This window comes from Lachnospiraceae bacterium oral taxon 500, assembly GCA_002999035.1.
Taxonomy (GTDB): domain Bacteria; phylum Bacillota; class Clostridia; order Lachnospirales; family Vallitaleaceae; genus W11650.
The window spans coordinates 1,154,797-1,177,877 of record CP027241.1; the positions used below are offsets into that span (position 1 = coordinate 1,154,797).

Annotated in this window: 22 protein-coding genes and 1 pseudogene; 22 read left to right on the top strand and 1 reads right to left on the bottom strand. The window is 44.7% G+C overall.

Going from position 1 to position 23,081, the window contains the following annotated elements:
• Complete coding sequence (locus C3V36_05295) at window positions 1-921, top strand: glycyl-radical enzyme activating protein (GenBank protein ID AVM68705.1); 921 nt, start codon at window positions 1-3, stop codon at window positions 919-921.
• Between the two features lie 104 nt (window positions 922-1,025).
• Here the strand turns inward: C3V36_05295 and C3V36_05300 are convergent, their stop codons facing one another.
• Window positions 1,026-2,054: a hypothetical protein gene (locus C3V36_05300; protein AVM68706.1), complete on the bottom strand. Its 1,029-nt coding sequence runs from the start codon at window positions 2,052-2,054 to the stop codon at window positions 1,026-1,028.
• 372 nt (window positions 2,055-2,426) lie between these two features.
• On the opposite strand from C3V36_05300, the gene C3V36_05305 reads away from it, so the two are divergent.
• The 21 genes and pseudogenes from C3V36_05305 to C3V36_05405 all read left to right on the top strand — a co-directional run bounded on the left by C3V36_05305 (window position 2,427) and on the right by C3V36_05405 (window position 23,037).
• Window positions 2,427-4,829 carry a formate C-acetyltransferase/glycerol dehydratase family glycyl radical enzyme gene (locus tag C3V36_05305; GenBank protein AVM70451.1) on the top strand — a complete coding sequence of 801 codons (2,403 nt, stop codon included), beginning with the start codon at window positions 2,427-2,429 and terminating at the stop codon, window positions 4,827-4,829.
• The gene (locus C3V36_05310; protein AVM68707.1) at window positions 4,795-5,550 is read left to right on the top strand and encodes a fructose-6-phosphate aldolase; all 756 of its coding nucleotides are present in this window, start codon (window positions 4,795-4,797) and stop codon (window positions 5,548-5,550) included. The genes C3V36_05305 and C3V36_05310 overlap by 35 nt, the downstream gene beginning before the upstream one ends.
• 113 nt (window positions 5,551-5,663) lie before the next feature.
• Window positions 5,664-6,746 carry a hypothetical protein gene (locus C3V36_05315; GenBank protein ID AVM70452.1) on the top strand — a complete coding sequence of 361 codons (1,083 nt, stop codon included), beginning with the start codon at window positions 5,664-5,666 and terminating at the stop codon, window positions 6,744-6,746.
• Between the two features lie 14 nt (window positions 6,747-6,760).
• Window positions 6,761-7,603: an ABC transporter permease gene (locus C3V36_05320; protein AVM68708.1), complete on the top strand. Its 843-nt coding sequence runs from the start codon at window positions 6,761-6,763 to the stop codon at window positions 7,601-7,603.
• 14 nt (window positions 7,604-7,617) lie between these two features.
• Entirely contained in the window at window positions 7,618-8,400 is a 783-nt protein-coding gene (locus C3V36_05325; GenBank protein ID AVM68709.1) for an ABC transporter permease, read from the top strand.
• Window positions 8,385-9,152, top strand: coding sequence for an ABC transporter (locus C3V36_05330; GenBank protein ID AVM68710.1), 768 nt, complete (start codon window positions 8,385-8,387; stop codon window positions 9,150-9,152). Before C3V36_05325 ends, C3V36_05330 begins: the two co-directional genes overlap by 16 nt.
• A gap of 19 nt (window positions 9,153-9,171) precedes the next feature.
• The gene (locus tag C3V36_05335; protein ID AVM68711.1) at window positions 9,172-9,924 is read left to right on the top strand and encodes an ABC transporter ATP-binding protein; all 753 of its coding nucleotides are present in this window, start codon (window positions 9,172-9,174) and stop codon (window positions 9,922-9,924) included.
• A gap of 269 nt (window positions 9,925-10,193) precedes the next feature.
• Entirely contained in the window at window positions 10,194-10,829 is a 636-nt protein-coding gene (locus C3V36_05340) for a superoxide dismutase (protein AVM68712.1), read from the top strand.
• A gap of 102 nt (window positions 10,830-10,931) precedes the next feature.
• A pseudogene (locus C3V36_05345) lies at window positions 10,932-11,036 on the top strand (HicB family protein).
• A 166-nt stretch (window positions 11,037-11,202) separates the two neighbouring features.
• Complete coding sequence (locus C3V36_05350; protein ID AVM68713.1) at window positions 11,203-12,066, top strand: DegV family protein; 864 nt, start codon at window positions 11,203-11,205, stop codon at window positions 12,064-12,066.
• 493 nt (window positions 12,067-12,559) lie between these two features.
• The gene (locus tag C3V36_05355; protein ID AVM68714.1) at window positions 12,560-15,742 is read left to right on the top strand and encodes a hypothetical protein; all 3,183 of its coding nucleotides are present in this window, start codon (window positions 12,560-12,562) and stop codon (window positions 15,740-15,742) included.
• Between the two features lie 200 nt (window positions 15,743-15,942).
• On the top strand, window positions 15,943-16,935 hold the full coding sequence (locus C3V36_05360) for a hypothetical protein (GenBank protein AVM68715.1): 993 nt from the start codon (window positions 15,943-15,945) through the stop codon (window positions 16,933-16,935).
• On the top strand, window positions 16,935-17,114 hold the full coding sequence (locus C3V36_05365) for a hypothetical protein (GenBank protein ID AVM68716.1): 180 nt from the start codon (window positions 16,935-16,937) through the stop codon (window positions 17,112-17,114). The genes C3V36_05360 and C3V36_05365 overlap by 1 nt, the downstream gene beginning before the upstream one ends.
• Before the next feature lie 237 nt (window positions 17,115-17,351).
• The gene (locus tag C3V36_05370) at window positions 17,352-17,636 is read left to right on the top strand and encodes a type II toxin-antitoxin system Phd/YefM family antitoxin (GenBank protein ID AVM68717.1); all 285 of its coding nucleotides are present in this window, start codon (window positions 17,352-17,354) and stop codon (window positions 17,634-17,636) included.
• Window positions 17,633-17,950, top strand: a complete 318-nt coding sequence (locus tag C3V36_05375) for a type II toxin-antitoxin system RelE/ParE family toxin (GenBank protein AVM68718.1) — start codon at window positions 17,633-17,635, stop codon at window positions 17,948-17,950. Before C3V36_05370 ends, C3V36_05375 begins: the two co-directional genes overlap by 4 nt.
• Before the next feature lie 266 nt (window positions 17,951-18,216).
• A complete protein-coding gene (locus tag C3V36_05380) occupies window positions 18,217-19,200 on the top strand; it encodes a hypothetical protein (protein ID AVM68719.1) in 984 nt (327 codons plus the stop codon).
• A gap of 31 nt (window positions 19,201-19,231) precedes the next feature.
• A complete protein-coding gene (locus C3V36_05385; GenBank protein ID AVM68720.1) occupies window positions 19,232-19,744 on the top strand; it encodes a ferritin in 513 nt (170 codons plus the stop codon).
• A gap of 6 nt (window positions 19,745-19,750) precedes the next feature.
• Entirely contained in the window at window positions 19,751-20,230 is a 480-nt protein-coding gene (gene ybaK / locus C3V36_05390; GenBank protein ID AVM68721.1) for a Cys-tRNA(Pro) deacylase, read from the top strand.
• A gap of 49 nt (window positions 20,231-20,279) precedes the next feature.
• Window positions 20,280-20,462 carry a hypothetical protein gene (locus C3V36_05395; protein AVM68722.1) on the top strand — a complete coding sequence of 61 codons (183 nt, stop codon included), beginning with the start codon at window positions 20,280-20,282 and terminating at the stop codon, window positions 20,460-20,462.
• Window positions 20,443-21,660, top strand: a complete 1,218-nt coding sequence (gene pepT, locus C3V36_05400) for a peptidase T (GenBank protein AVM68723.1) — start codon at window positions 20,443-20,445, stop codon at window positions 21,658-21,660. The genes C3V36_05395 and pepT overlap by 20 nt, the downstream gene beginning before the upstream one ends.
• A 186-nt stretch (window positions 21,661-21,846) precedes the next feature.
• Window positions 21,847-23,037 (top strand): methionine adenosyltransferase, encoded by a 1,191-nt coding sequence (locus C3V36_05405; GenBank protein ID AVM68724.1) that lies wholly within the window; start codon window positions 21,847-21,849, stop codon window positions 23,035-23,037.
• The last annotated feature ends 44 nt before the right edge of the window (window positions 23,038-23,081 follow it).

Below are 23,081 nucleotides of genomic sequence, written 5' to 3' on the forward strand. Positions count from 1 at the left end.
ATGAAAACAGATAGCCAAAAAGAAACCGGAATGCTGCTGGAAATTCAAAGATTTTGTCTGCATGACGGACCGGGCATTCGGACAACGGTATTTTTTAAAGGATGTCCGCTGCGCTGTAAATGGTGTTCCAATCCGGAAAGCCAAAGCTTTCGGCCGCAGCTCCAGTTTGTGGAAACAAGCTGTATTCGTTGCGGTCGGTGTATTAAGGCGTGTCCGGCCGGAGCGATGCGGCGGGATCCGACTGGGAAAACGTACCATTTGCCGGAAAAATGCGGCTCTCATTTTGCGTGTGTGGCGGTTTGTCCGACCAAAGCGCTGCGGATAGCGGGACGGCGCTGGACAGTGGAAGCGGCGGTACATGAAATTGAAAAAGACAAGGTATTTTTTCGCGAAGGCGGAGGGGTAACCTTTTCGGGGGGCGAGGTATTAGCGCAAATTGATTTTGCGGAACGGCTGGCCGAGGCTTTACACCAAGAGGGGATTCATATTACTTGTGAAACGACCGGCTTTTCTTCGGAGGAAAGTTTTCGCCGACTGCTCCGGTGGTGCGATTTGCTTTATTTTGACGTGAAGCATTGGGACAGCCGACAGCATTTACAGGGAACGGGCGTGGAAGTAGAAAAGATACTGGATCATTTGAAACTGGCAATTGACGCCAGGATCCCATTAGCAGTACGAATCCCGGTCATTCCGCGGTTTAATGATCAGCCGGAGGATCAACGGCAATTTTGCCAATTATTAAAAAAATATCAAATACAGGAAGTTCATTTGCTGCCGTTTCATCAATTTGGCTCAGGCAAATATCAGCAATTGGGGCTCGAATATGAGTATCAGCATGATAAGTCAATGAAGAAAGAAGAACTGGAAGGTTTTGCGGAGATGCTGAGACAGGAGATTCCTAAGGTACAAATTGGCGGATAAAGAGGAGAATTTTTGCTGCAAAAATGGGGCTGCTGCAAAGTACAGATTTTACACAAATGTGTAAAAATCTTAAAATGCAACAACCCCATCAAGGCGGACGGCAGTCATTTACTGAAAGGCCCGTTTGTTTTTATGGAAGAGATGCTGCTGCCTTTGTAGAAAGCCAATTTCAGTTCAACATCTTTGATTTTGCTTTTGGGTTTATCTAAACGAGACAGAACAATATTTACCAGCTTAGCGGCATAGGTTTCCTCTTTCTGCAACAAGCCGGTCAGCGGAATTTCGCTGATATCAAACTCACTGGGAGTGGCATAACCGGCAAAGGACAGGGAAGAACGACCACCCTTTAAATAAAGCTGATTTCTTTCCATTAGAAACCAGTTTAGCTTTTTGGGAGAGGTAATAATAGCGGCAGATATTTGGTCTTGAACCAAAAGTTTATAAAACTCCTGCCGGCAGGTAAGCTCATCCTGAGCGGGAATTACCAGATAATCTTGCGGTGAAATATTGTTTTGCTGCATCGCCTGCAAAAAGCCCTGATAACGCAGCACAGCGGCGCTGGAACTGGTTGCACCCAAGGTGTAAGCAATCCGGCGGTGACCGCAATTGAGGACATGATTGGTTAATTGCCGGCAGGAATCAAAATCGTTGGCGTATAACTGATCGGTAGCAATGCCGTCTTGCTTGCGGTCAAAAATAATGACCGGCGTAGTCTGACAGATGCTTTTTAATAATTCATGATTCGAACCGGTCGGCGCAATAATAATGGCATCGACTCTTTTTTGCAGCAGACGGTAAAGATATTCTCTTTCTTTTTCTTCGTCTTCATCGGAATTGCAAAGCAGGACAAATATTTTTTTTTCAAAAAGTAGTTCTTCAATATTTTTAAAAATTTTAGCAAAAAAACTATTCGAGATATCAGGAAAGATAATGCCAATGATTTTTTCGTTTTTGGATCGGAGCGCCCGGGCATTGTCGTTGGGTATGTAACTGAAATGCTCAATTGCTTCCTGAATACGGGCGGCGGTTTCGGGGTTTAACTTCCGCGTTTGATTGATATATCTGGAAACGGTAGCAGTAGATACATCAGCGTATTTGGCAATATCTTTGATGGTTACGGTTTGACTTTTCATAGTTCTCCTCGGACGGTAAGGACGGCGGCAGGAATAGTAATTGAATAAATTGATTTTATCACACCGGAGATGCCTTTTCAAGATAAGGAGCGGAAAAAAGAAAAGATTCAATCAAAGTTTTGTAAGGTAAGACGTTTGAAAATCAAGAGAAGAAAGCAAGGGAATTTTCAAGGAATAAAACCAATAAAACGAGAAAAAACAAAAGAGAAAAAGGAAAAAAGACGGGAAGAACATCAGAAGGATAAAAAAGAAAGGAAAAATGTACAAAAAAGATTGCAAAAACAAAAAAAATATGGTAATCTATATATGGAAAACGATTACATGGAAAACGATTACAAAAGAACGGGATGGAAGTTCAGGAAGGAACGAAACATGGAAATCAGAAAGTTGACGGAACGAATTGCTAAGATGCGGAAAAATATTATTGATATTCCAGCCTCGATTTGCCCGGAGAGAGGGGAAATCATTACCAAGGTATATGAAGAATATGAATACCTTCCCGTAGTCCGGCTGCGGGGAAAGAGTTTGGAAGCGATTTTAAGAAATATGACGATTTATATCGATGAGGATGGCCTTTTGGCGGGAAATCAAGCCAGCCGGGACAAGGCGGCGCCGGTCTTTCCGGAGTATGGGATCGACTGGATGATGAAGGAACTGGATGAGTTTGCCCAAAGAGATGGTGACCGATTTGAGATCAGTGAAGAGGCAAAACAAAAAATCCGTGATTTTGCCCCATATTGGAGTAATAAAACCTTAAAATTAAAGGCTCTTTCGACTATGACGGAAGAAGCAAGGCTTTATTATGATCAGAATATTATCAAAGCGGAAGGCTGTATTACTTCGGGAGACGGACATGTAGCGATGGCATATGACGATATCCTGAAGCGGGGACTGCTGTATTATAAGGAATACGCGCTGCAAAAATGTCGGGAGTTGGATACTTCGGATTATACCAAACTGAAAAGTTACCATTTTTATCAGGCATTTGCCGGAGTCGCGGACGCGATTATTGATTTTGCTGAAAGATACGCTGTCTTGGCGGAAAAAATGGCGGCGGAAAAAAATGTTGGAGACGGGCGCCGGGAAGAATTGATGAAGCTGGCCGAGATTTGCCGGAAGGTGCCGGCTCATCCGGCGGAGGGCTTTTATGAAGCTGTTCAGTTTGTTTGGTTTATTCATTTGATACTGCAGATTGAGTCGAACGGGCATTCCTATTCTTACGGACGGCTGGATCAGTATTTAGCACCGTATTATCAAAAATCGATAGAAGCGGGAGAAATTACGGAAGAAAGAGCCTTGGAGCTGATTCAGAACTTATGCATAAAAACCTTGTCAATCAATAAAATCCGCAGTTGGGAAATGACTAAGACCGGCGCGGGGATGCCGCTGTATCAAAATATCACCATCGGCGGACAAACTGCGGATCGAAAAGATGCGGTTAATCCGGTTACGATGCTGATTTTAGAAGCGGTCGGAGCGTTAAAACTGCCGCAGCCCAACTTGACGGTGCGCTATCATCAAGGAGCGTCGCCGGAATTTATGAAAGCCTGCATGGATGTGGTAAAAAGGGGATTTGGCATGCCGGCCTTCAATAATGATGAAATCATTATTCCGTCATTTATCGCAAAAGGTGTAGAAGAGAAAGATGCTTATGATTATTCGGCGGTAGGCTGTGTTGAAGTTGCGGTGCCGGGCAAATGGGGATATCGCTGTACCGGTATGAGCTTCATTAATTTTCCGCGGACTTTATTGACGGCACTAAACGATGGGGTGGAGCCGAATTCGGGGATTAAGATTTTTGAAGGTGCCGGACATCTGCAGAATATGACTTCCTTTGATCAGGTATTGACAGCATGGCGTAAGGGGATTAAAGAAGTGACAAGAGTTTCGGTCATTATTGATAATTGCGCCGATGTATGCTTGGAAGAGGGATATCCCGATGTTTTATGCTCTGCTTTGACGCAAAATTGCTTGGAAACGGGAAAAACATTAAAAGAAGGCGGTTCAAAATATGATTTTATCAGCGGCCTGCAGGTAGGAATTGCCAACTTGGGTGATTCTTTGGCTGCCATCAAGGATATTGTTTTTGAACAGAAGCTGATTACTCCGGTAGAGCTTTGGCAGGCAATGAAGGATAATTTTTCCGGAGAATGGGGACAGGAAATACAAAGACTTTTGCAAAACAGCAGCCATAAATATGGAAATGATGATTATGTCGATTATCTACTGGCAGAAGCATATGGGGATTATATTAAAGAAATCAGAAAATATACCAATACTCGCTACAATCGGGGGCCGATTGGCGGCGGTTACTATGCGGGTACTTCGTCAATCTCGGCCAATGTTCCTCATGGCGCCGCTACAATGGCGACACCGGATGGAAGAAAGGCTGGTCAGCCTTTGGCCGAGGGGTGCTCGCCGGCTCATAATCGAGATACGAATGGGCCGACAGCGGTATTTAAGTCTGTTTCCAAATTGCCGACGAAAGAGATTACCGGCGGTGTGCTGCTGAATCAAAAAATCAATCCCCTGTTACTGCAAGAGGATAAAAATGTAGAAAAATTAATTTTAATGGTCAGGGCATTTTTTGATGATTTAAAAGGCTTTCATGTTCAATTTAATGTCGTATCCAAAGAAACCCTGCTTGATGCGCAAAAACATCCGGAAGATCATAAAGATTTGATTGTCAGAGTGGCGGGATACAGTGCGTTCTTTAACGCTTTATCAAAAATGACACAGGATGATATTATTGCCCGGACGGAACAAAGCCTTTAACAGTGGTTTGTGTGGTCGCCGGATAAAAATAAAGGAAGTGAGGTTAAAAATGAAAATATTTATTGATACGGCTGATGTTGCTGTAATTAAACAGCTTTATGGCAGATATCGGTTTGATGGGGTAACAACGAATCCAAGGCTGCTGGCCAGGATGCAGGGAAAACCAATGGAACTTCTGCAGGAGATTCACCGTGCCATCCCAACGGAAGCGGAGCTTCATGTTCAGGTTGTTTCGCTGAAAGCAGAGGAGATGATTAAGGAAGCAGAACATATTCTAAAAGTATTGGGTTCAGATGTGCATATTAAGGTTCCGGTCAGTGAGGACGGCTATCGAGTCATTCGGCATCTGGCGGAAAAAAGGGTTTCAGTGACGGCAACTGCAATTTTTCAGCCAATGCAGGCGCTGCTGGCTGCGGAATCGGGGGCGGCTTCGGTAGCACCGTATGTCCGCCAGATTAGTAATAAGAGCAGTGACGGAGTGGCGGTAGCTAAGGAGATTCAAAGGCTTTTGGATGTTAACGGCTATCAAACCGAGCTTTTGGCAGCAGCTTTTGAAAGCGTTCATCAAGTGGCAGAAATGGCTGCTTGTGGTGCAAAATCGGTAACGATAGCACCGGAAATTTTGACAGAGATGCTGAGAAACGGATTTACGGAAAACGCGGTTAAAGGCTTTTATGAGGAATTTAAAAGCAGCTTTAATCAGGAAAATATGTTGCAGTAACAAGTGATACAAACCGGCGGTATCGGAAGAGAAATCCGGAATACCGGTAAAGGTCAAATGAAGAAAACAAAAAAGGAGGGTTCAGCATGAAGAACAAACGGATGGCAAGATGGATGTTAATGATGGTATTGGTTGTAACGCTGGCAATGGCGGGGTGTTCGGGAGAAACCAAGAACAACACTGCATCTGTGAAGAAGCTGGCAGTTTCGGGGATTAGCAGTACATCGCAGTATTTACCGGTTTATGTGGCGCACCAAAAAGGGTGGTTTAAAGAAGCGGGCTTGGAAGTAGAAGATGTAATGTTTACCAACGGGCCGGTTCAAATGGAATCCTTATCATCAAACTCATGGGATATCGGGCTAACCGGTATCGGCGGTGTACTGTCAGGAACCATTCGGTATGATGCTTTGCTGGTTAGCGCCAGTTCAACGGACGATGGCGGGCAGTATGTATTTGCCAGAAAAGATTCGCCGATTGTAGCGGCCGGGAAGGGCAATAATAAGATTGATCCGGAAATTTACGGAACAGTTGAAACCTGGAAGGGTGTTAAAGCATTATGCAGCGCGGGTACCACTTTGCAGTACACTTTATCCAAAACCTTATCCGGTTTTGGTCTGACAAAAGAGGATGTTGACTTTGTAGCCATGGATGGGCCAACGATTTACAGTTCGTTTTTGGCCGGAGAGGGCGATGTTTGCGTTTTGGGTAACGCGGCCGGTGCTTTCAGTATGCTGAAGATGAGCGACGAATATGTTCCGGTTTCTAATGGCCGGATTGCACAGACCGGGTTGATGACGAATATTATGGCAAATAAAAACAGTTATAATGATCCGGAAAAATATGAAGCCATGAAAATATTTTTACAGGTATACTTTAAAGCAACGAAGTGGATTGAAGAAAATCCGGAAGAAGCAGCCAAGCTGATGCTGGATTTTGCAGAAGACGGCGGCAGCAAAGTAGACCTTGAGACATGTAAGACTCTTTTGCAGGCGGATCAATACTATACGCCGGAAAGTGCCTATAAATTAGCAACAGAAAAAGCTGAAGGTCAGGATTATTCGGTGATGGAGGGTAAGCTGATGGGCTGCTTGGAATTTTTCATCGAAACGGGGAACTATAAAGAAGAAGATAAAGCTGGATTTTTAAATCATACCGATGCAAAATTAATTACAGATGTGTATAACGCAATGAAATAATTTGGGGTAAAGATATGAGTACGACAGATTCGGTAATGATTAATACAAATTATCAGGAATGGAAAAAGAAGCGGCGGAAAGAGCAGTTAAACTATCTGATTCTTTGCGGCTGCGGTATCTTGATATTTTTTGGCCTGTGGCAGGCGGCAGTCAGCTTGAGAATTGCGGATGCGAAACTGCTGCCTGCACCTGTGCAGGTATTTGAAACGATTGTTCAGAAGGTTTATCAAAAAGAACCGGATGGAAATGTCTTGCTGGCTAATATTTTGGCCAGTCTGCAAGTCGCTTTATCGGGCTTTTTGCTGGCGCTGATAATCGGAATTCCGCTGGGCCTGGTTATGGGCTGGTACCGTTTGGCAGAGGCTTTTTTTCGGCCGATTTTTGAACTGGTGCGTCCGATTCCGCCAATTGCATGGATTCCGCTGGTAGTAGTTTGGCTGGGAATTGGGTTGAAGGCCAAGGCACTGATCATTTTTTTCTCAGCTTTTGTTCCCTGTGTAATTAATGCGTATACGGGAATTCGCCTGACAAATCAGACCTATATCAATGTAGCCAAAACTTTCGGGGCATCGGAAACGGAAATTTTTTACAAAGTAGGAATTCCGTCGTCGCTGCCGATGGTTTTTGCCGGCATTCGGGTAGCGCTCGGTAATTCGTGGTCAACCTTGGTGGCGGCGGAAATGTTGGCAGCTACAGCCGGGTTAGGCTATATGATTCAGTTCGGGCGAACGATTGCCCGGCCGGATCTGGTCATTGCCGGTATGGTAGTAATAGGTGTTATCGGAGCGATATTATCCGCTATTCTGTCTTCGGCCGAGAACCGTTTTGTCAAAGGCAGAAAAAATGGAAACAATTAGGCAGGAGTAGTCGTATGGAAAAAGGAAAGAGAACCAATTTCTTTAATATGGTGTGCGTTTTTTTATCAGTGCTGGCGGTAACGCTGATATTGGTAGGCTGGATTTCTTTTGCTGCATTGAATCCGCGCTTGATGCCGGGACCGGCGGAGGTGATAGAACGCTTGATTCGGACTTTCACGAAGCCAATCGCCAATACGATTCTGTTTGGTCATATTTGGGCCAGTCTTCGCCGGGTATTGATTGGTCTCATTTTTGCGTGGCTGGTCGGGATTGGACTGGGGATATTGATTGGCTGGAATAAGAAAGTAAAGGCGGTTTTGGGCAGCGTTCTTGAGATCCTGCGTCCGATTCCGCCGATTGCCTGGATTCCTTTAGTTATTATGTGGTTTGGGATTGGTGAGTTTTCAAAAGTTTTCATTGTGTTTATCGGGACAATATTTGGCTTAATTGTCAATACTTCAGCCGGGATTCGGTTGGTAGACAGCATTAATGTTGATGTTGGCCGGGTTTTTCAGGGAAACCAGCGGCAAATTCTAATGGATATTGTGGTCCCGACGGCACTTCCGTCTATATTTGCCGGTATTCGGACTTCCGTCAGCTCCGGTTGGACAACGGTAGTAGCGGCAGAGATGTTGGGAGCGAAGTTAGGCTTGGGCTCTTTGGTAACAAAAGGATGGCAGGGAAATGATATGGCACTGGTGCTGGTGGCGGTTATCAGTATTGCGGCGATCGGTGCCCTGCTTTCGACAGTATTATCGAGATTGGAAAAGGTAGTGTGCCCATGGAACAATATATAAAAACAAAATTAGAAGTAAAGAATATCAGCAAAACTTTTTTCACGGAAGCCAAGGAAACAATCGTTATCAAAGATATTTCCTTTCAGGTAAAGGAAGGAGAATTTTTGGTAATTTTAGGGCCGGGCCGCTGCGGAAAAACGGTGCTGTTGGATATTATTTGCGGGTTAGAGGAGCGAACTTCCGGAGTAATTTATTATCAGGATAAGGAAACAAGCGGGCTTAATCCGGAGATTGGTCGGGTTTTTCAGAAAATTGCGATCATGCCTTTTAAAACGGTGCGGGAAAACGTGGAATTAGGTCTAAAATTTACCGGTATAAAAAAAGAAGAAAGGAAAAAGATTTCACAGCATTATATTGACTTGGTAGGATTAACCGGATTTGAAAACTCGTATCCAACACAGTTGTCCGGCGGGATGAAGCAGAGGGTCGGAATTGCTAGGGCTTATGCCATGCATCCGGGAGTACTGATTATGGATGAGCCGTTTGGCCAGTTGGATGCGCAGACCAGATATTCGATGCAAAATGAGATTTTACGGATCAGCAGCGAAGAGAAAAAAACGATTATTTTTGTCACCAATAATATTGAAGAAGCATGCAGTTTGGGGGACAGAATTGTGTTGTTGAGCAGCCGACCGGCAGAGGTAAAAGCGGTTTACGATATGAGCTTTTTACCAAAGCCGAGAAATATGGTCAGCGAGGAGTTTTTGGCAATCCGGCAAAAAATTTCAGAGAATACAGACTTAGCCTTATAGAGAATAAGAGGTTTAATCAATGGGAATGGACAATCGGGAAGTAAAAGTAAAGGTGGATAACTTGACGAAACAGTTCGGAGAGTTATTGGTGCTGAACGATATCAGTTTTGACATTAAAAAAAATGAATTTTTATGTGTAGTCGGACCGACCGGCTGTGGTAAAACCACATTTTTAAACTGTTTGACAAAAATCTATTCTCCAACTAAAGGAGAGATTAAGATTGACGGCGAGCCGGCAGACCCGAAAAAGCACAATATATCTTTTGTGTTTCAGGAACCGTCTGCTTTTCCGTGGCTAACTGTCCGAGAAAACTTGGAATTTGGGTTAGGCGTGAAGCGTGTGGATAAAAAAGAAGCGCAAAAGCGGGTGGATAAGATATTGAGTCTTATGGGTTTAAAAGAAGTGGAAAACGCGTATCCCAGAGAACTTTCCGTTAGCGTTGAGCAGCGTATTATTATCGGACGTTCGTTTGTGATGCAGCCGGATCTCTTGCTGATGGATGAGCCGTATGGACAGATGGATATTAAAATGCGGTTTTATCTGGAGGACGAAGTTATTCGCCTGTGGAAGGAATTGGGCAGTACGGTTATTTTTATTACCCACAATATTGAAGAGGCCGTTTACTTGGCGGAGCGAGTATTGATCTTAAGCAATAAACCGACTACGGTTAAGGAGTCATTACCGATTGCTTTGCCCCATCCCAGAAATATCAGTGATCCCAAGTTTATTGAATATCGGAATTATATTACCGATGCTATTAAATGGTGGTAACAGAAGAAGGGCGGTTGTGTGGGCCGGTATTCCTAACATCCGGCGGTAATTGAGATCGTAATTGTTCCGATTCTTCCTGTACTGAAATCATTTGACCAAAATCATTTGACAAGCTCTTGACAAAAGAACAGCTTGAAATTATCGGCTGTTTACGCTATACTAAATAAAGAACTTAATAAGCGCGGGCCGGAGGCGGTAAGCGCTTTGATAAAATAAGTTACCGTTCAGGTAAACAACTGAAATTATATAAGAAAACACAGGAGGCTATTATGAAATTTGAATTACCAAAGTTACCGTATGCCTATGATGCATTAGAGCCGTACATTGACGCTATGACCATGCAGGTTCATTATGAAAAGCACCACGCTACTTATACCGCTAACTTCAATGCGGCGATTGAGGGATTAGATGTGCCGAGCTGCCCGCGTAAGCTGCTGGCCGAGATTGATCGGATTCCGGCGGACAAGCGTCAGGCTGTTATCAATAACGGCGGCGGGTATTATAATCACAAATTATTCTGGGAAAACCTTGCACCTAATGCCGGCGGCGAGCCGACCGGAGAATTGGCGGAAGCAATTAAGGAAGCTTTCGGGTCTTTTGCCGAGTTTAAGGAAAAGTTTAATACCGCAGCTAAGACTCGCTTTGGTTCGGGCTGGGCTTGGCTGACGATGAAGGATTTAAAATTAGAGGTGCTTTCCACTGCCAATCAGGATGCGCCCTTACAGGACGGCCGCCGGATTCTACTGGCGTTGGACGTTTGGGAACACGCCTATTACTTGAAATATCAAAACCGCCGTCCGGATTATGTGGAAGCATTTTGGAATGTGGTCAACTGGGATGTCGTAGCGGAAAGATATCAAAAGAGTAAGGAAAAGCAAAGCGGCGGCTGTGCCTGCCATAAATAAGCAGTTTAAAAACTGAAACCGGCTAAGAAGCCGCTCTCCGAGGAAGAAGATTCAAGGAGAGCGGTTTTTTGATGTGGCGGAAAGTTTATTGACGAATACGCATCGATTCCTTCTTGGTTGAACTTTGAAGCGGAGCGGGCGGGTGTAAACTTTTCTGCTGTTTTACAGGCGGCGCTGAAAAGTGAATTGCATATTACCGGAAGATAAAGAAAGATCTTCAACTTTTGGCTTTTATCATCAGCACCATCATATAATTTGCAAACAGTACTTGATTTTTTGTCATAAAAGCGATATATTGTGTTATATATCAAAAATTGGATATATTTTATTGGAAAGCGCATAGTTCTTGCGAAGAATAGGAGGAAAGCGATATATGACCAAAATCAAGATTGCAACCGATTCCACCGCTGACATTCCGAAATCATTGGCGGAGGAATTAAATATTGCCGTCCTGCCGCTGACGATTTTAGCGGGCGATAAGGAATATCTGGACGGAGTGGATATTACGCCGGAGGAGTTTTATCGTGTTTTGGAAACGGCGGATAAATTGCCGGTTTCTTCCCAGGTGTCGGTTACGCTTTATCAGGAGCTGTTTGAAAAGACCTGGCGTGAGGGCTATACCGATATTATTCATGTGATTTTGAACTCCAAAGGATCCGGCACATATCAGGCGGGAGTCCTGGCCAGAGATTTGTTTCTGGAGGAGCATAAGGAAGCGGCGGAGCAGTTTCGGATTCATTTGATTGATTCGGGAACTTACAGCATGGCATATGGCTGGGCGGCGGTCGAAGCGGCGCGGATGGCGGCTAAGGGAGAAGAAGTAGCGGCGATTATTGCTCATATTCAGGATTGGGTCAGTCACGCCCGGCCGATGCTGGTGCCGCTTAGTTTGAAATTTGTCAAAAAATCCGGTCGGGTGTCCGCGGCAGCGGCGTTTGTCGGCGACGCGATTGGCCTGAAGCCGATGATTACCTTTGAACAGGGGGAATCCAAGGTTGTGGGCAAAGCCCGCGGCGAAAAGAAAGTGGTACGGGAATTGGTGGAGCTTTGCCGGAAGGAGCGGCGGCCGGGAACTCCCTATATGCTGGTTTACGGTAATAATCAGGAACAGCGGGAGCAACTGCGTGAGCTTTGCCGGGAAATGCTTGATCAGCCGCCGACGCTGGAATATCCGGTCGGTTGTATTATTTCAATTAATACCGGCCCGAATATGGTGGCGTTGATTTACCGGATGTAATTTAATAGGTAGAGAAAGAGGCGGTAAAGTTTGGGTAAGGTGTACCCGGTTCAGACAAGCCCATTCGGGCAGGCCGGTTCAGACAAGCCGCTGATAATTGGCTATAAGCGAATTATCAGCGATGTTCCGCAAATAGAAAGTAATACTTGATATGACTTTAGAAAGCAAGCTTTCTGCGGTATATTATAGTAGGGATAGTCCGGGATAGTATGGCACAGTTCAGCCAAGCCGCACCGATAATTCGCTTGCAGCGAATTATCGGTGTTTGCGTTCCGCAAATAGATATGGACACTTAATATGTCTCCAGAGAGCGAGCTCTCTGTTGTCATATTAAGCATCCATATCTGCTTGTCTGAACTGTGTTACAAATTTATTACATATCTTTTTAAGGTATTGACGAGGTTTTGAGCGGGTGATATAATCCATCATGTAATGTAATGGGGGGAAGAATCCCTGAAAACTAATATTCCAATCAAAAGGAGGAAAAGAGTAAATGAAAAAGATTTTAGCATTTACACTTGCATTGGCAATGGTATTGTCAACCATGACAGTTACTTTTGCCGCCAGCAAGGAAGTAGAAGCTCTGGCTAACTTGAAGTTGCTGTTGAATACGACAGACGCTGAAGTAAACGCTGAGCTGAACAGAGCTGTTGGTCTTGCAATGGTATTGAAGGCTTTGGGCTATACCCAAGAAGACGCCAATGCCAAAGCAGCAGACAACAAGTTCACCGACATGGAAAAGGCTGCATGGGCTAAGGGCTTTGCAACGCTGGGTGAAGAATTAAAGCTCACCAACGGCGTAAGCGTAGAGCCGAAGCTGTTTGCACCGGCTGCTAAATTGAGCAAGCAGGCATTTGTAACCTTCATGCTGCGCGCATTGGGTTATGATTCTAACGAAGCTTGGGCAAAAGCAGGCGAATTGGCTAAAGAAGCTAAGTTGGTTGAAGACGCTACTTTGGAAGACGCTTCTTTCACCAAGGGCGAAGCTGCTGTTGTTATGTACAACGCTTTGATGGCTAAAGTACAGGGCGACGAAAAGGGCAGAACTTTGGCTGAAAAGTTAGTAGCAGACGGCAAGATGAACAAGGAATTGGCAGTTGCCAATGGCTTGGTATCGGGCGAACCGGAAAAGTTGGAAGTAGCTGAAGTAAAAGCTGACAACTTAAGAGAAGCAGTTGTTACCTTCAACGGAACTGTTGATAAGGCTACCGCTGAAAAAGTTGGCAACTACAAGGCAACTGGCAAGACCTTTGGCAAAGCTAAGTTAATGGAAGACAACAAGACTGTTGTTTTGACCTTAAGCGGCAACAACGCTTTTGAAAACAACAAAACTATCAAATTAACCGTTACCGGCGTGAAGAACGTAGCCGGCGTGGTTATGGCTAAGCAAGAAATTAACTTCACTCCGAAGGATGTAGAATATCCGACTGTTAAGAGTGTTGTTTACACCGGTCCGAAGTCCTTGGAAATCACTTTCTCCGAGCCGATGAAATCTGCTGGAAAAGTTGTTTTGAAGGCCGGAAACTCGACCTTGAGCGCTACCGCTAAAGTCAGCAAAGGCGATGAGAAAGTAGTAGAAGTTACTATGTTCTCTACCTTGAAAGACGGCACGGAATACTTGGTATGTGTTGGCGATCCGAAGAACAACGACCAATACGCTAAGGACTACGCTAACTATCCGAATATTTACTTTGAGGGAACTTACGCTTACACCGCAGATAAGACCGCTCCGGAAGCTAAGATTGTCAGCGCCGATCAAAAGGTTGTCGCTGTTGAGTTCAATAAGCCGGTTACCGGTTTGACGGTAAAACACTTCTATCACAGCTTTGCCGCTTATACTGCTAAGAAGTTGTATAAGGACGCTGAATTGAAGGAAGCTTTAACTGATAAGAACGAAGCTGTTTCTAAGGTTTGGGTACAATTCTATGATGAAAAGTTAGCAAAGAATGATAGAGGCAATGCCTTACCGGCGGGCAATGTTCAGTTTACCATCATGAACGAAGCCGATAAGGTTAAGATTCAGGATAACTGGAAGAACAATTTTGCCAGCACCACCTTTGACTTAACCATCGTAGCCGATAGAGAAGCTCCGGAAGTTGTAAGCGTTGAAGTAGACGGCGAGAAAGATATCAAAGTTACTTTCAATGAAAAGATTTCCAATATTAAGAGAGAACGTTTCACCTTACTTGACAAAGACGGTAAGGAAATTGAAAAAGGCAGCAAGATGAAAGTTTCGGCTGAAGATGGCGACAAGGTTGCTAAGTTATCCTTAAGCGAATCCTATGCCGGCAAGACGGTTACTCTGCAGATTAAGGGCATCAAAGATGCTTCTCTGTATGAGAACATGATGGCTGACTATACCACCACCTTTGAATTCGGCGATAAGACTTGGAAAGGTCTGAAAACCGTAGAATTCAAGCGGGAAGGTAGTGCGCCAGAAAATTACAGATTCTTTGTTTATGCTACCTTTGGGGAAGATATGGATAGTTCGGCAGTTAATGTTGATAACTATAAATTCCAAAAAGGCGGTAAGACTGTAAAAGTAAAGGGTTCGGCTGATTTCTTTGAAGGTAAAGCCAATATAGTAGTCTTTGAGTTATCTTATGACAAGGATAAGAACGACGGCAGCACCGATGCTTCGTTTGTTGCTGACAATGGTCTTACCGCTTATGTGGATAATTCGGTTAGCTTGTTGGTAAACAATGCGGTTAAGGATTTGGCCGGCAATACCAATCCGAACTTCCAGCAGGCACATCCAATCATTAATTGGAGTAAAACTGAAGGCGCTCCGAAGATTGAAAAAGTAGAAGCAGTTGAGACCAGAAAAGTAGTGGTTAAGTTCGATAAGAACTTGCAGGAAATCTCTACTGGCAGTTTCAAGATTTGGAAGAACTATGGAGCTACTGATGCTGTAGATATGACCAAGGATGCAAGCTATAACTGGGATAATGCTAAGACCTTAGAAATCTACTTGGCGGATGATAAGGCTTTGCCGACTGGCCAATTGACGCCTTCTTACAAATTGGTATATACCAAGACCACCGGTACTTATGATGTCTATGGTCGGTATTTGGAAATTGTAGCTGGAGATGTTGTTAACGAGAATGGCACAATAACACCTGCTCCGGTACCTAAAGACCTTGCCGATAAAATGGCTCCGGCCGTTGCTTCTTTTAAGTATATCAGCGGCAATGCAAATACAAGTGCAACCAGTGCAGCATTTGCTTTAGATGGCAAGACCGGAAACGACAACTTAGACGGTAAGCCGATTATCAAGGTTACAAGTAATCTTGAAGATCCTTCTCCGGCGGATGCTGATGGAGTGGTAATTGGTGCAGTGGTGGAGGGTAAGAAAGAAGTAAAGGTTAGGCAGACAGTTACTGTATTGTATACAGAGGAAGTTAAGGATGCGTCCTTGTCTATTACGACTTATACTTTCAATAATGACTTTAGTGTAACGGTTCGGCCGACTGCTGCAGCATCGGACAGAAAAGTCAATATTACGATTAAGAAAGTATACAAAGTTGATGCCAATAAACCAGAGGCTGATATCAAAGCAGAAATCTTGGATTGGCTGAACGATTTAACCGTAACTCAGGTTAACTCAGTTGAGGATATGGCTAACAACGTAATGTCCGGCAACAGCAATGCGCTGGATATCTTGGATGTCAAATAAGCTGAGGTAGCAAGTAAATAAAAATCCTCGTCATGCGGGGTGAAAGAAGAGCCGGTTGCCCGACTCTTCTTTTTGCGAATTTTATGGTTTGCTTGGTGCTATTTTTTATTTAAAATTTCCCCTGAAATTCCACAAATTGCGGACGACTTTCAAGTTCTTTTTTGCTAAAATGGTTGTAGAGAGCAAGATATTTTAGTATAATGAAGGGAGAAAGTATAGTGGGGTCTAAGAATAAAAAGTATGGAACCGGAACAGCTGCCGGAAAGTTTGAAGATTGGAAAGAGATTGAAAGCCGCAAAAACGTTGATAATATGCGCTTTACCGTCCGCAATGACTATGCGTTTAAGAAGCTGTTCGGACGGACGGAAAACATCATCATCTTGCGGGAGTTCTTATCGGTGGTGCTGGAATTAGGTAAGGAAGAGCTTAAAGATATCGTGATTGAAAATCCGGCGGTGGGGAATTATTATGCCGATGAAAAACAGGGGATTTTAGATATTAAGCTAACTTTGCCGAATGGGCAAAAGGTTAATATTGAAATGCAGAATCTGTGGGAGCCGCATTATGAAAAACGGACGTATTTTTATTGGGCCAGCCGGTATCTGGAAAAGTTTAAGCCGGGCAAAGCCTATAAATATTTAGCCCGTTGTGTCAGTATTCATATCTTAGGGGAAGAATTTCCGCTGACAGAGGAGCTGCATTCGATTTATCGGGTGATGAATGTCAAAACCTTTCAGCCGTTTTCGGATGATTTGGAGTTTCATTTTTTGGACTTGACGAAGTTAAAGTCAAAACAGGATGACAGCGAGTTGGAACAATGGCTGAAGTTTATTGAAACCAATGATAAAGCGGTTCGGGAAGAATTAGGGAGGAGGAATGCGGTCATGCAATATGCCAATGAAGTAATGAATCAGTTTTATGCGGATAGGCAAGAACGCTTGAACTATGAAGCCGCCGTTCGCTATGAGTCTGACCGGGCGACACTGTGGGAAGCAGGCGTAGATAAGGGAATCCTTATTGGCGAAAAGCGTGGCGAAAAACGCGGAGAAAAACGTGGCTTACAGCGAGGGCAAAAACAAGGTCATGCGCAGGCTATGCTTCAAACCGCGCGCAATATGAAAGCGAGAAACTTTGATGCCGAGACCATTCGGGAGATTACCGGTCTTACGGCGGAGCAGATTGCGGAGTTGTAATGTTTGAAACCAAGGATGCAAAGAATAGAGAAAATACAAAAAAATACAAATCGAATATAGAAGAGCATAAATCGTTCCGATTGGGAAACCAAGAAGGAATGATTTTTTTCTTTCACTTTACCCGCAATCCTATTGGTCTTAGGTGGGAAAAAATGATGGAATATATAGTCGAATTGTGATATTATATACTCAACTTTCCCATGTTCGTCAGAACAGTCTTTTTTAGGCTCGTTGCATGGCGGGAACGATAGGCAAATTGCGGAGCAAATTGCCGAAAGTGGAGTCCATGCACCCGCTCTCTGAGCGGGATAGAGCCAAAAAAGACTATGGGAAAGTTGAGTTATATAGATACAAAACAAATGACTTAATAGTTCAGCTGTCATCAATACAGTAAGAGAATGAAAAAGGAGGCGGCTATGGCATCATTACAAGAATTGATTCGACCATCGGCGGATTTGAGAAATCATTATAGTGAAATTTCAAGGCAATGCAGAGAAAATAATGAAATCGTGATTATCACGGTCAACGGTAGAGGCGATACTGTGTCTATGGGTTATGAGGAGTATAAAAGAATGAAGGCGAGGCTGGAGCTTTTAGAGCTTTTGGCAGAAGCGGACAATGATGTGAAAGAAGGAAGGGCAGCACCAATTCAGGAAACATTTGAGGACTTGCGAAATATTTTACAGGAGGAAAACCTGTGAGGTATCGGATAATCAGAACGGATGTAGCAGATTCTCAAATTAGAAGTATTATTTTGTATGTTGCGGAGGTTTTTGGTAATCAAGTAGCATTGGAAAAGTTGAAAGAATTAGAAGAAAGTATTTTGGCATTGGCAGAAAATCCGTATTTAGGAACAAGGCCTCAGTATCCGGTATTAAAAAGACAGGGATACAAAGTATTGATTTTAAAGAAAAATTTGGTTTTTTATAAGGTAAAAGAAGAACAAAAAGAGGTCATAATTTATGCTGTAATTGATGGAAGGCAAGAGTACCTTCGAATTATTCAGGGACTGTAAATAGAAATCAGAGAAACGCAAATTCGGCGAAAGTTACCGGGTTTGCGTTTTTTGTATGGTATTTACTACCTCTCGAAATCGCCTGATTGCTCGCAAGGCAAACTTCGCACATACTTTTGGGGTATTTAAATATGGCCGATTTTGAGTATGTGCTAAAGACGACCCATACCTATGCAGAAAAATTTTTCTGAAATTCCACAAATTGCGGACGACTTTCTTTTGAATTTTTGCTAAGATAGTTGTATCGAACAGAATATTTTAGTATAATGAAAGGAGAGAGTGTGGTGGGACATAAGAATAAAAAGTATGGCACCGAAGCAGTTGCCCGAAAGTTTGAAACTGGGAAAGAGATTAAAAGCCGAAAAGACGTTGAGTACCAGAAAGATATCGACAATATGCGTTTTACCGTCCGCAATGATTATGCGTTTAAAAAGCTGTTCGGGAGACAAGAGAATATCATCATCCTGCGAGAATTTCTATCGGTGGTGCTGGAATTAGGCAAGGAAGAGCTTAAAGATATCGTGATTGAAAATCCGGCGGTAGGGAATTATTATGCCGATGACAAACAGGGGATTTTGGATATTAAGCTAACTTTGCCGAATGGCCAAAAGGTTAATATTGAAATGCAGAACCTGTGGGAGCCGTATTATGAAAAACGGACTTATTTTTATTGGGCCAGCCGGTATCTGGAAAAGTTTAAGCCGGGCAAAGCCTATAAATATTTAGCCCGTTGTGTCAGTATTCATATCTTAGGGGAAGAATTTCCGCTGACAGAGGAGCTTCATTCGATTTACCGGGTGATGAATGTAAAAAGTTTTCAGCCGTTTTCGGATGATTTGGAGTTTCATTTTTTGGATTTGACGAAGTTAAAGCAAGAGGATGACAGCGAGTTGGAACAATGGCTGAAGTTTATTGAAACCAATGATAAAGCTGTTCGGGAAGAATTAGGGAGGAGGAATGCGGTTATGCAATATGCCAATGAAGTAATGAATCAGTTTTATGCGGATAGGCAAGAACGCTTGAACTATGAAGCCGCTGTTCGCTATGAGTCTGACCGGGCGACACTGTGGGAAGCAGGCGTAGATAAGGGAATCCTTATCGGTGAAAAACGCGGTTTGCGGCGCGGGGAACAGCAGGGCCGTCGCAGTGAAAAAATCGAAACGGCCCGGAATATGAAAGCGAGAAACTTTGATGCCGAGACCATTCGGGAGATTACCGGTCTTACGGCGGAGCAGATTGCGGAGTTGTAACATAAATTATTGTGAAAGGAAGGAGTTTAAAATGTTATCAGAAAAAATGGTAAAATTATTAAATGAGCAGGTTAACAAGGAGCTTTACTCGGCATATCTTTATTTGGATATGGCTAATTTTTATACGAATAAAAATTTAAAGGGTTTTGCTAATTGGTACTATGTACAGGCACAGGAGGAAATGGCACATGCGATGCTGTTTCGGGCTTATGTGCTGCGGGAAGGATATCCGGTGGAATTAGAGGCGATTGCCAGGCCGGATGTGGCGTTTGCTGAACTGGTCGATCCTTTAAAAGCGGCATATCAGCATGAAGTCTATGTGACCGGCACCATTCACAATATTTATGCAGCAGCGCAGGAGGAAAAGGATTACCGGACCATTACTTTTGTTGACTGGTTTGTTAAAGAGCAGGCGGAAGAAGAGGAAAATGCCAGCGACTTGGTTCAAAGATTTGAATTGTTTGGTCAGGATATGAAAGCCCTGTATTTGCTGGATGCGGAATTGGCGACCAGAACCTATACCCCGCCGACATTGACGATTTAAAGGACGATGGATAAAAATAAAACAAATGCCATGCGGATGCTGGATAAACAAGGAATTGCCTATGAAGCGTTGACTTATGATGCCAGTGACGGCAATATCGACGGCGTATCGGTGGCGGCTAAGGTTGGCTGGGATCCTGCCCATGTTTATAAAACGTTGGTGCTGCGGGGGAGTGACAGAAATTATTATGTCGGAGTAATTCCGGTGGCGGCAGAACTGGATTTAAAAAAGGCGGCCAAGGTTTTCGGCGTGAAAAACGTGGAGCTCATTCCGGTAGCGGATCTTTTGCCGGTGACCGGTTATATTCGGGGCGGCTGTTCGCCGATTGGCATGAAAAAGGATTTTCCGTTGTGTGTTGACCGCAGTGCGGAGGAGCTGGATTTTATCCTGGTCAGTGGCGGCCGGATCGGCACGCAGATTAAGCTGGATCCGCGCCGGTTAATGGCATTGCGTCATGCACGCAGCGCTGATCTGCTGAAAGCATGATTGCAGAGAACAGGCGGGAGAATAGCGGCCGGGTCGGTATGCGGATTGCTTGATTAAGGGTTTGGCATTTTGGGGCAAGGGCAGAACGGCAAAAATCGAGTTAATGATTTGTTTCGGCGCAAGTAAGCGGATAGGTATGCTTGATACGGCCGGAAGGATTGCCCGAACTCTGACCATTATTTTAAGTTTATTAGTAGAAACAGGAGAAAAACATGGAAAATATTGTCGATAAATTTATTCGCTATGCTAAGATTGAAACGACTTCCGATTTTTATTCGGAAGCATCGCCGACAACAGCGGTGCAGTTTGATTTGGCGAAGCAATTAGTTAAGGAATTAACGGAGATGGGTCTGACCGAGATTGAATTGACGGAGCAGTGCTATGTTTATGCTACGCTGCCGGCCAATACCGACCGTGAACTGCCGGTTATGGGCTTAATTGCGCATATGGATACGGCGCCGGATTGCAGCGGCAAGGGAGTGTCGCCGCGGATTGTGGAAAATTATGACGGCAAGGTCATTGCCTTAAACTCATCTGTCAGCCTTGATCCGCGGGAATTTCCGGAACTGCTGGATTATGTTGGGGAAACGTTGATTGTAACTGACGGCAATACCCTGCTGGGCGCGGATGATAAGGCGGGCGTGGCCGAGATTATGTCGGCGCTGGAATATTTGACCGAGCATCCGGAAATTAAGCACGGTAAGATTCGAATTGGCTTTACACCGGACGAGGAAGTCGGTAAGGGCGCGGATCATTTTGATGTGGCTAAGTTTGGGGCCGATTTTGCTTATACCATGGACGGCGGTGCCAGAGGGGAATTGGAATATGAAAGCTTTCATGCGGCGGATGCTTTTGTCAGGATTGCCGGCAAAAGTGTTCACCCCGGATCGGCTAAAAATAAGATGATTAATGCTGCAAATGTCGCCTGTGAGTTTCATGCCCTACTGCCGGTGGCCGAGCGGCCGGAGCATACCGAAGGCCGGGAGGGCTTTTTCATGCTGCACGAGATTCGGGGAGGCATTGAGCAGGCGGAAATGCGCTATTTGATTCGCGACCATTCGCGGGAGCAGTTTGCGCGGCGCAAAGAAGTGATGCAGCAGGCGGCGGATTATTTAAATCAAAAATACGGCGGCCGGATTCAGTTGGAACTAAAAGACAGCTATTATAATATGCGGGAGAAGATTGAGCCGGTCATGTGGATTGTCGATTTGGCCAAGGCGGCGATTGAAGCCGAAGGGATGGCGCCGTTGATTCAGCCGATTCGCGGCGGAACGGACGGTTCCCGTCTTTCTTATATGGGCTTGCCTTGCCCCAATATTTTTGCCGGCGGGCTGAACTTCCACGGCCGGTATGAATATTTGCCGGTTAAATCGCTGGAAAAGGCCAGGGATGTTATCCTGCGGCTGGTTCAGCTTTTGAACGAGCGTTAATTCTACTTTTGAATTCAGGAATCGCATTCTGATCAAGCGCGTAACTTTTTCTGACCGGAAGGTTTCGCTTTTTTGTCCGAGGGGAATACTTTTTATTTCTGCGGAGAGGAGCGCTCACAAAATTTAGATTTCGGCCGATATAATAAAGGAAAATAAGAATAATAAGCATGGAGGAAAGGAAGGATTATGGCAAAAAGATTTTTTACATCCGAATCTGTAACCGAGGGGCATCCCGATAAGATTTGCGACCAAATCTCGGATGCGGTGCTGGATGCGATTTTAGAGCAGGATCCCAAAGCCCGGGTGGCCTGCGAAACCACCACTACGACCGGAATGGTGTCGGTGATGGGAGAAATTACAACGGATTGTTATGTGGATATTGCCAAGATTGTTCGCAGGACGGTTAAGGAAATCGGTTATGACCGGGCAGAATATGGTTTTTCCGGCGATAACTGCGCAGTTATTACCAGCTTAGACGAGCAGTCGCACGATATTGCCATCGGCGTCAATTCTGCGCTGGAAGCCAGGCAGTCGGATGATACACAGGAAGAGACGGAAAATATCGGCGCGGGCGATCAGGGCATGATGTTTGGTTTTGCCTGTACCGATACACCGGAACTGATGCCACTGCCGATTGCTTTGGCGCATCGTCTCAGCAAACAGTTGGCTCAGGTCAGAAAAGAGGGAACGCTGCGTTATTTGAGACCGGACGGTAAAACCCAGGTAACGGTTGAGTATGATGATGATAAACCGGTACGGATTGATACGGTAGTCGTCAGTACGCAGCATGACCCGGATGTGACCCAGCAGCAAATCCGGGAGGATATCTTAAAATATGTGGTCAAACCGATTATTCCGGCGGAGTGGCTGGATGCGGCTACCAAATATTATATTAACCCGACCGGTCGTTTTGTGATTGGCGGACCGGCCGGCGACAGCGGACTAACGGGCCGCAAGATTATCGTTGATACCTATGGCGGCTATGCCAGTCACGGCGGCGGCGCTTTTTCGGGTAAGGATCCGACGAAGGTTGACCGGTCGGCCACTTATGCGGCGCGTTATGTGGCCAAAAATGTGGTGGCAGCCGGTTTGGCGGAGCAGTGTGAACTGGAGTTGGCTTACGCCATCGGCGTAGCCGAACCGGTTTCGATTTATGTGAATACCAAGGGCACCGGCAAAATAGCCGATGATAAGTTGGTAGAAATCATCCGCCAGGTATTTGATTTGCGCCCGGCGGCGATTATTCGGGATTTGAACCTGCGCCGTCCGATTTATCGACAGACAGCGGCCTATGGTCACTTTGGCCGGCCAGAGCTGGATTTGCCGTGGGAGAGAACAGACAAAGCCGAGCTTTTAAAACAAAAAGCCGGATTGTAAAGCGAAAAACAGATAAGGGAACGTCAGTAGTGGCGTTCCCTATC

What these genes read in the sequence shown, in the direction of transcription:
- C3V36_05325 (AVM68709.1), top strand. Translation starts at nt 7,618, where the DNA reads ATGGAAAAAGGAAAGAGAACCAATTTCTTTAATATGGTGTGCGTTTTT.
- C3V36_05335 (AVM68711.1), top strand. Translation starts at nt 9,172, where the DNA reads ATGGGAATGGACAATCGGGAAGTAAAAGTAAAGGTGGATAACTTGACG.
- C3V36_05355 (AVM68714.1), top strand. Translation starts at nt 12,560, where the DNA reads ATGAAAAAGATTTTAGCATTTACACTTGCATTGGCAATGGTATTGTCA.
- C3V36_05405 (AVM68724.1), top strand. Translation starts at nt 21,847, where the DNA reads ATGGCAAAAAGATTTTTTACATCCGAATCTGTAACCGAGGGGCATCCC.
- C3V36_05365 (AVM68716.1), top strand. Translation starts at nt 16,935, where the DNA reads ATGTTTGAAACCAAGGATGCAAAGAATAGAGAAAATACAAAAAAATAC.
- C3V36_05350 (AVM68713.1), top strand. Translation starts at nt 11,203, where the DNA reads ATGACCAAAATCAAGATTGCAACCGATTCCACCGCTGACATTCCGAAA.
- C3V36_05320 (AVM68708.1), top strand. Translation starts at nt 6,761, where the DNA reads ATGAGTACGACAGATTCGGTAATGATTAATACAAATTATCAGGAATGG.
- C3V36_05360 (AVM68715.1), top strand. Translation starts at nt 15,943, where the DNA reads ATGAAGGGAGAAAGTATAGTGGGGTCTAAGAATAAAAAGTATGGAACC.
- C3V36_05295 (AVM68705.1), top strand. Translation starts at nt 1, where the DNA reads ATGAAAACAGATAGCCAAAAAGAAACCGGAATGCTGCTGGAAATTCAA.
- C3V36_05315 (AVM70452.1), top strand. Translation starts at nt 5,664, where the DNA reads ATGTTAATGATGGTATTGGTTGTAACGCTGGCAATGGCGGGGTGTTCG.
- ybaK (AVM68721.1), top strand. Translation starts at nt 19,751, where the DNA reads ATGGATAAAAATAAAACAAATGCCATGCGGATGCTGGATAAACAAGGA.
- C3V36_05305 (AVM70451.1), top strand. Translation starts at nt 2,427, where the DNA reads ATGGAAATCAGAAAGTTGACGGAACGAATTGCTAAGATGCGGAAAAAT.
- C3V36_05385 (AVM68720.1), top strand. Translation starts at nt 19,232, where the DNA reads ATGTTATCAGAAAAAATGGTAAAATTATTAAATGAGCAGGTTAACAAG.
- C3V36_05370 (AVM68717.1), top strand. Translation starts at nt 17,352, where the DNA reads ATGGCATCATTACAAGAATTGATTCGACCATCGGCGGATTTGAGAAAT.
- C3V36_05380 (AVM68719.1), top strand. Translation starts at nt 18,217, where the DNA reads ATGAAAGGAGAGAGTGTGGTGGGACATAAGAATAAAAAGTATGGCACC.
- pepT (AVM68723.1), top strand. Translation starts at nt 20,443, where the DNA reads ATGGAAAATATTGTCGATAAATTTATTCGCTATGCTAAGATTGAAACG.
- C3V36_05300 (AVM68706.1), bottom strand. Translation starts at nt 2,054, where the DNA reads ATGAAAAGTCAAACCGTAACCATCAAAGATATTGCCAAATACGCTGAT.
- C3V36_05330 (AVM68710.1), top strand. Translation starts at nt 8,385, where the DNA reads ATGGAACAATATATAAAAACAAAATTAGAAGTAAAGAATATCAGCAAA.
- C3V36_05310 (AVM68707.1), top strand. Translation starts at nt 4,795, where the DNA reads ATGATATTATTGCCCGGACGGAACAAAGCCTTTAACAGTGGTTTGTGT.
- C3V36_05340 (AVM68712.1), top strand. Translation starts at nt 10,194, where the DNA reads ATGAAATTTGAATTACCAAAGTTACCGTATGCCTATGATGCATTAGAG.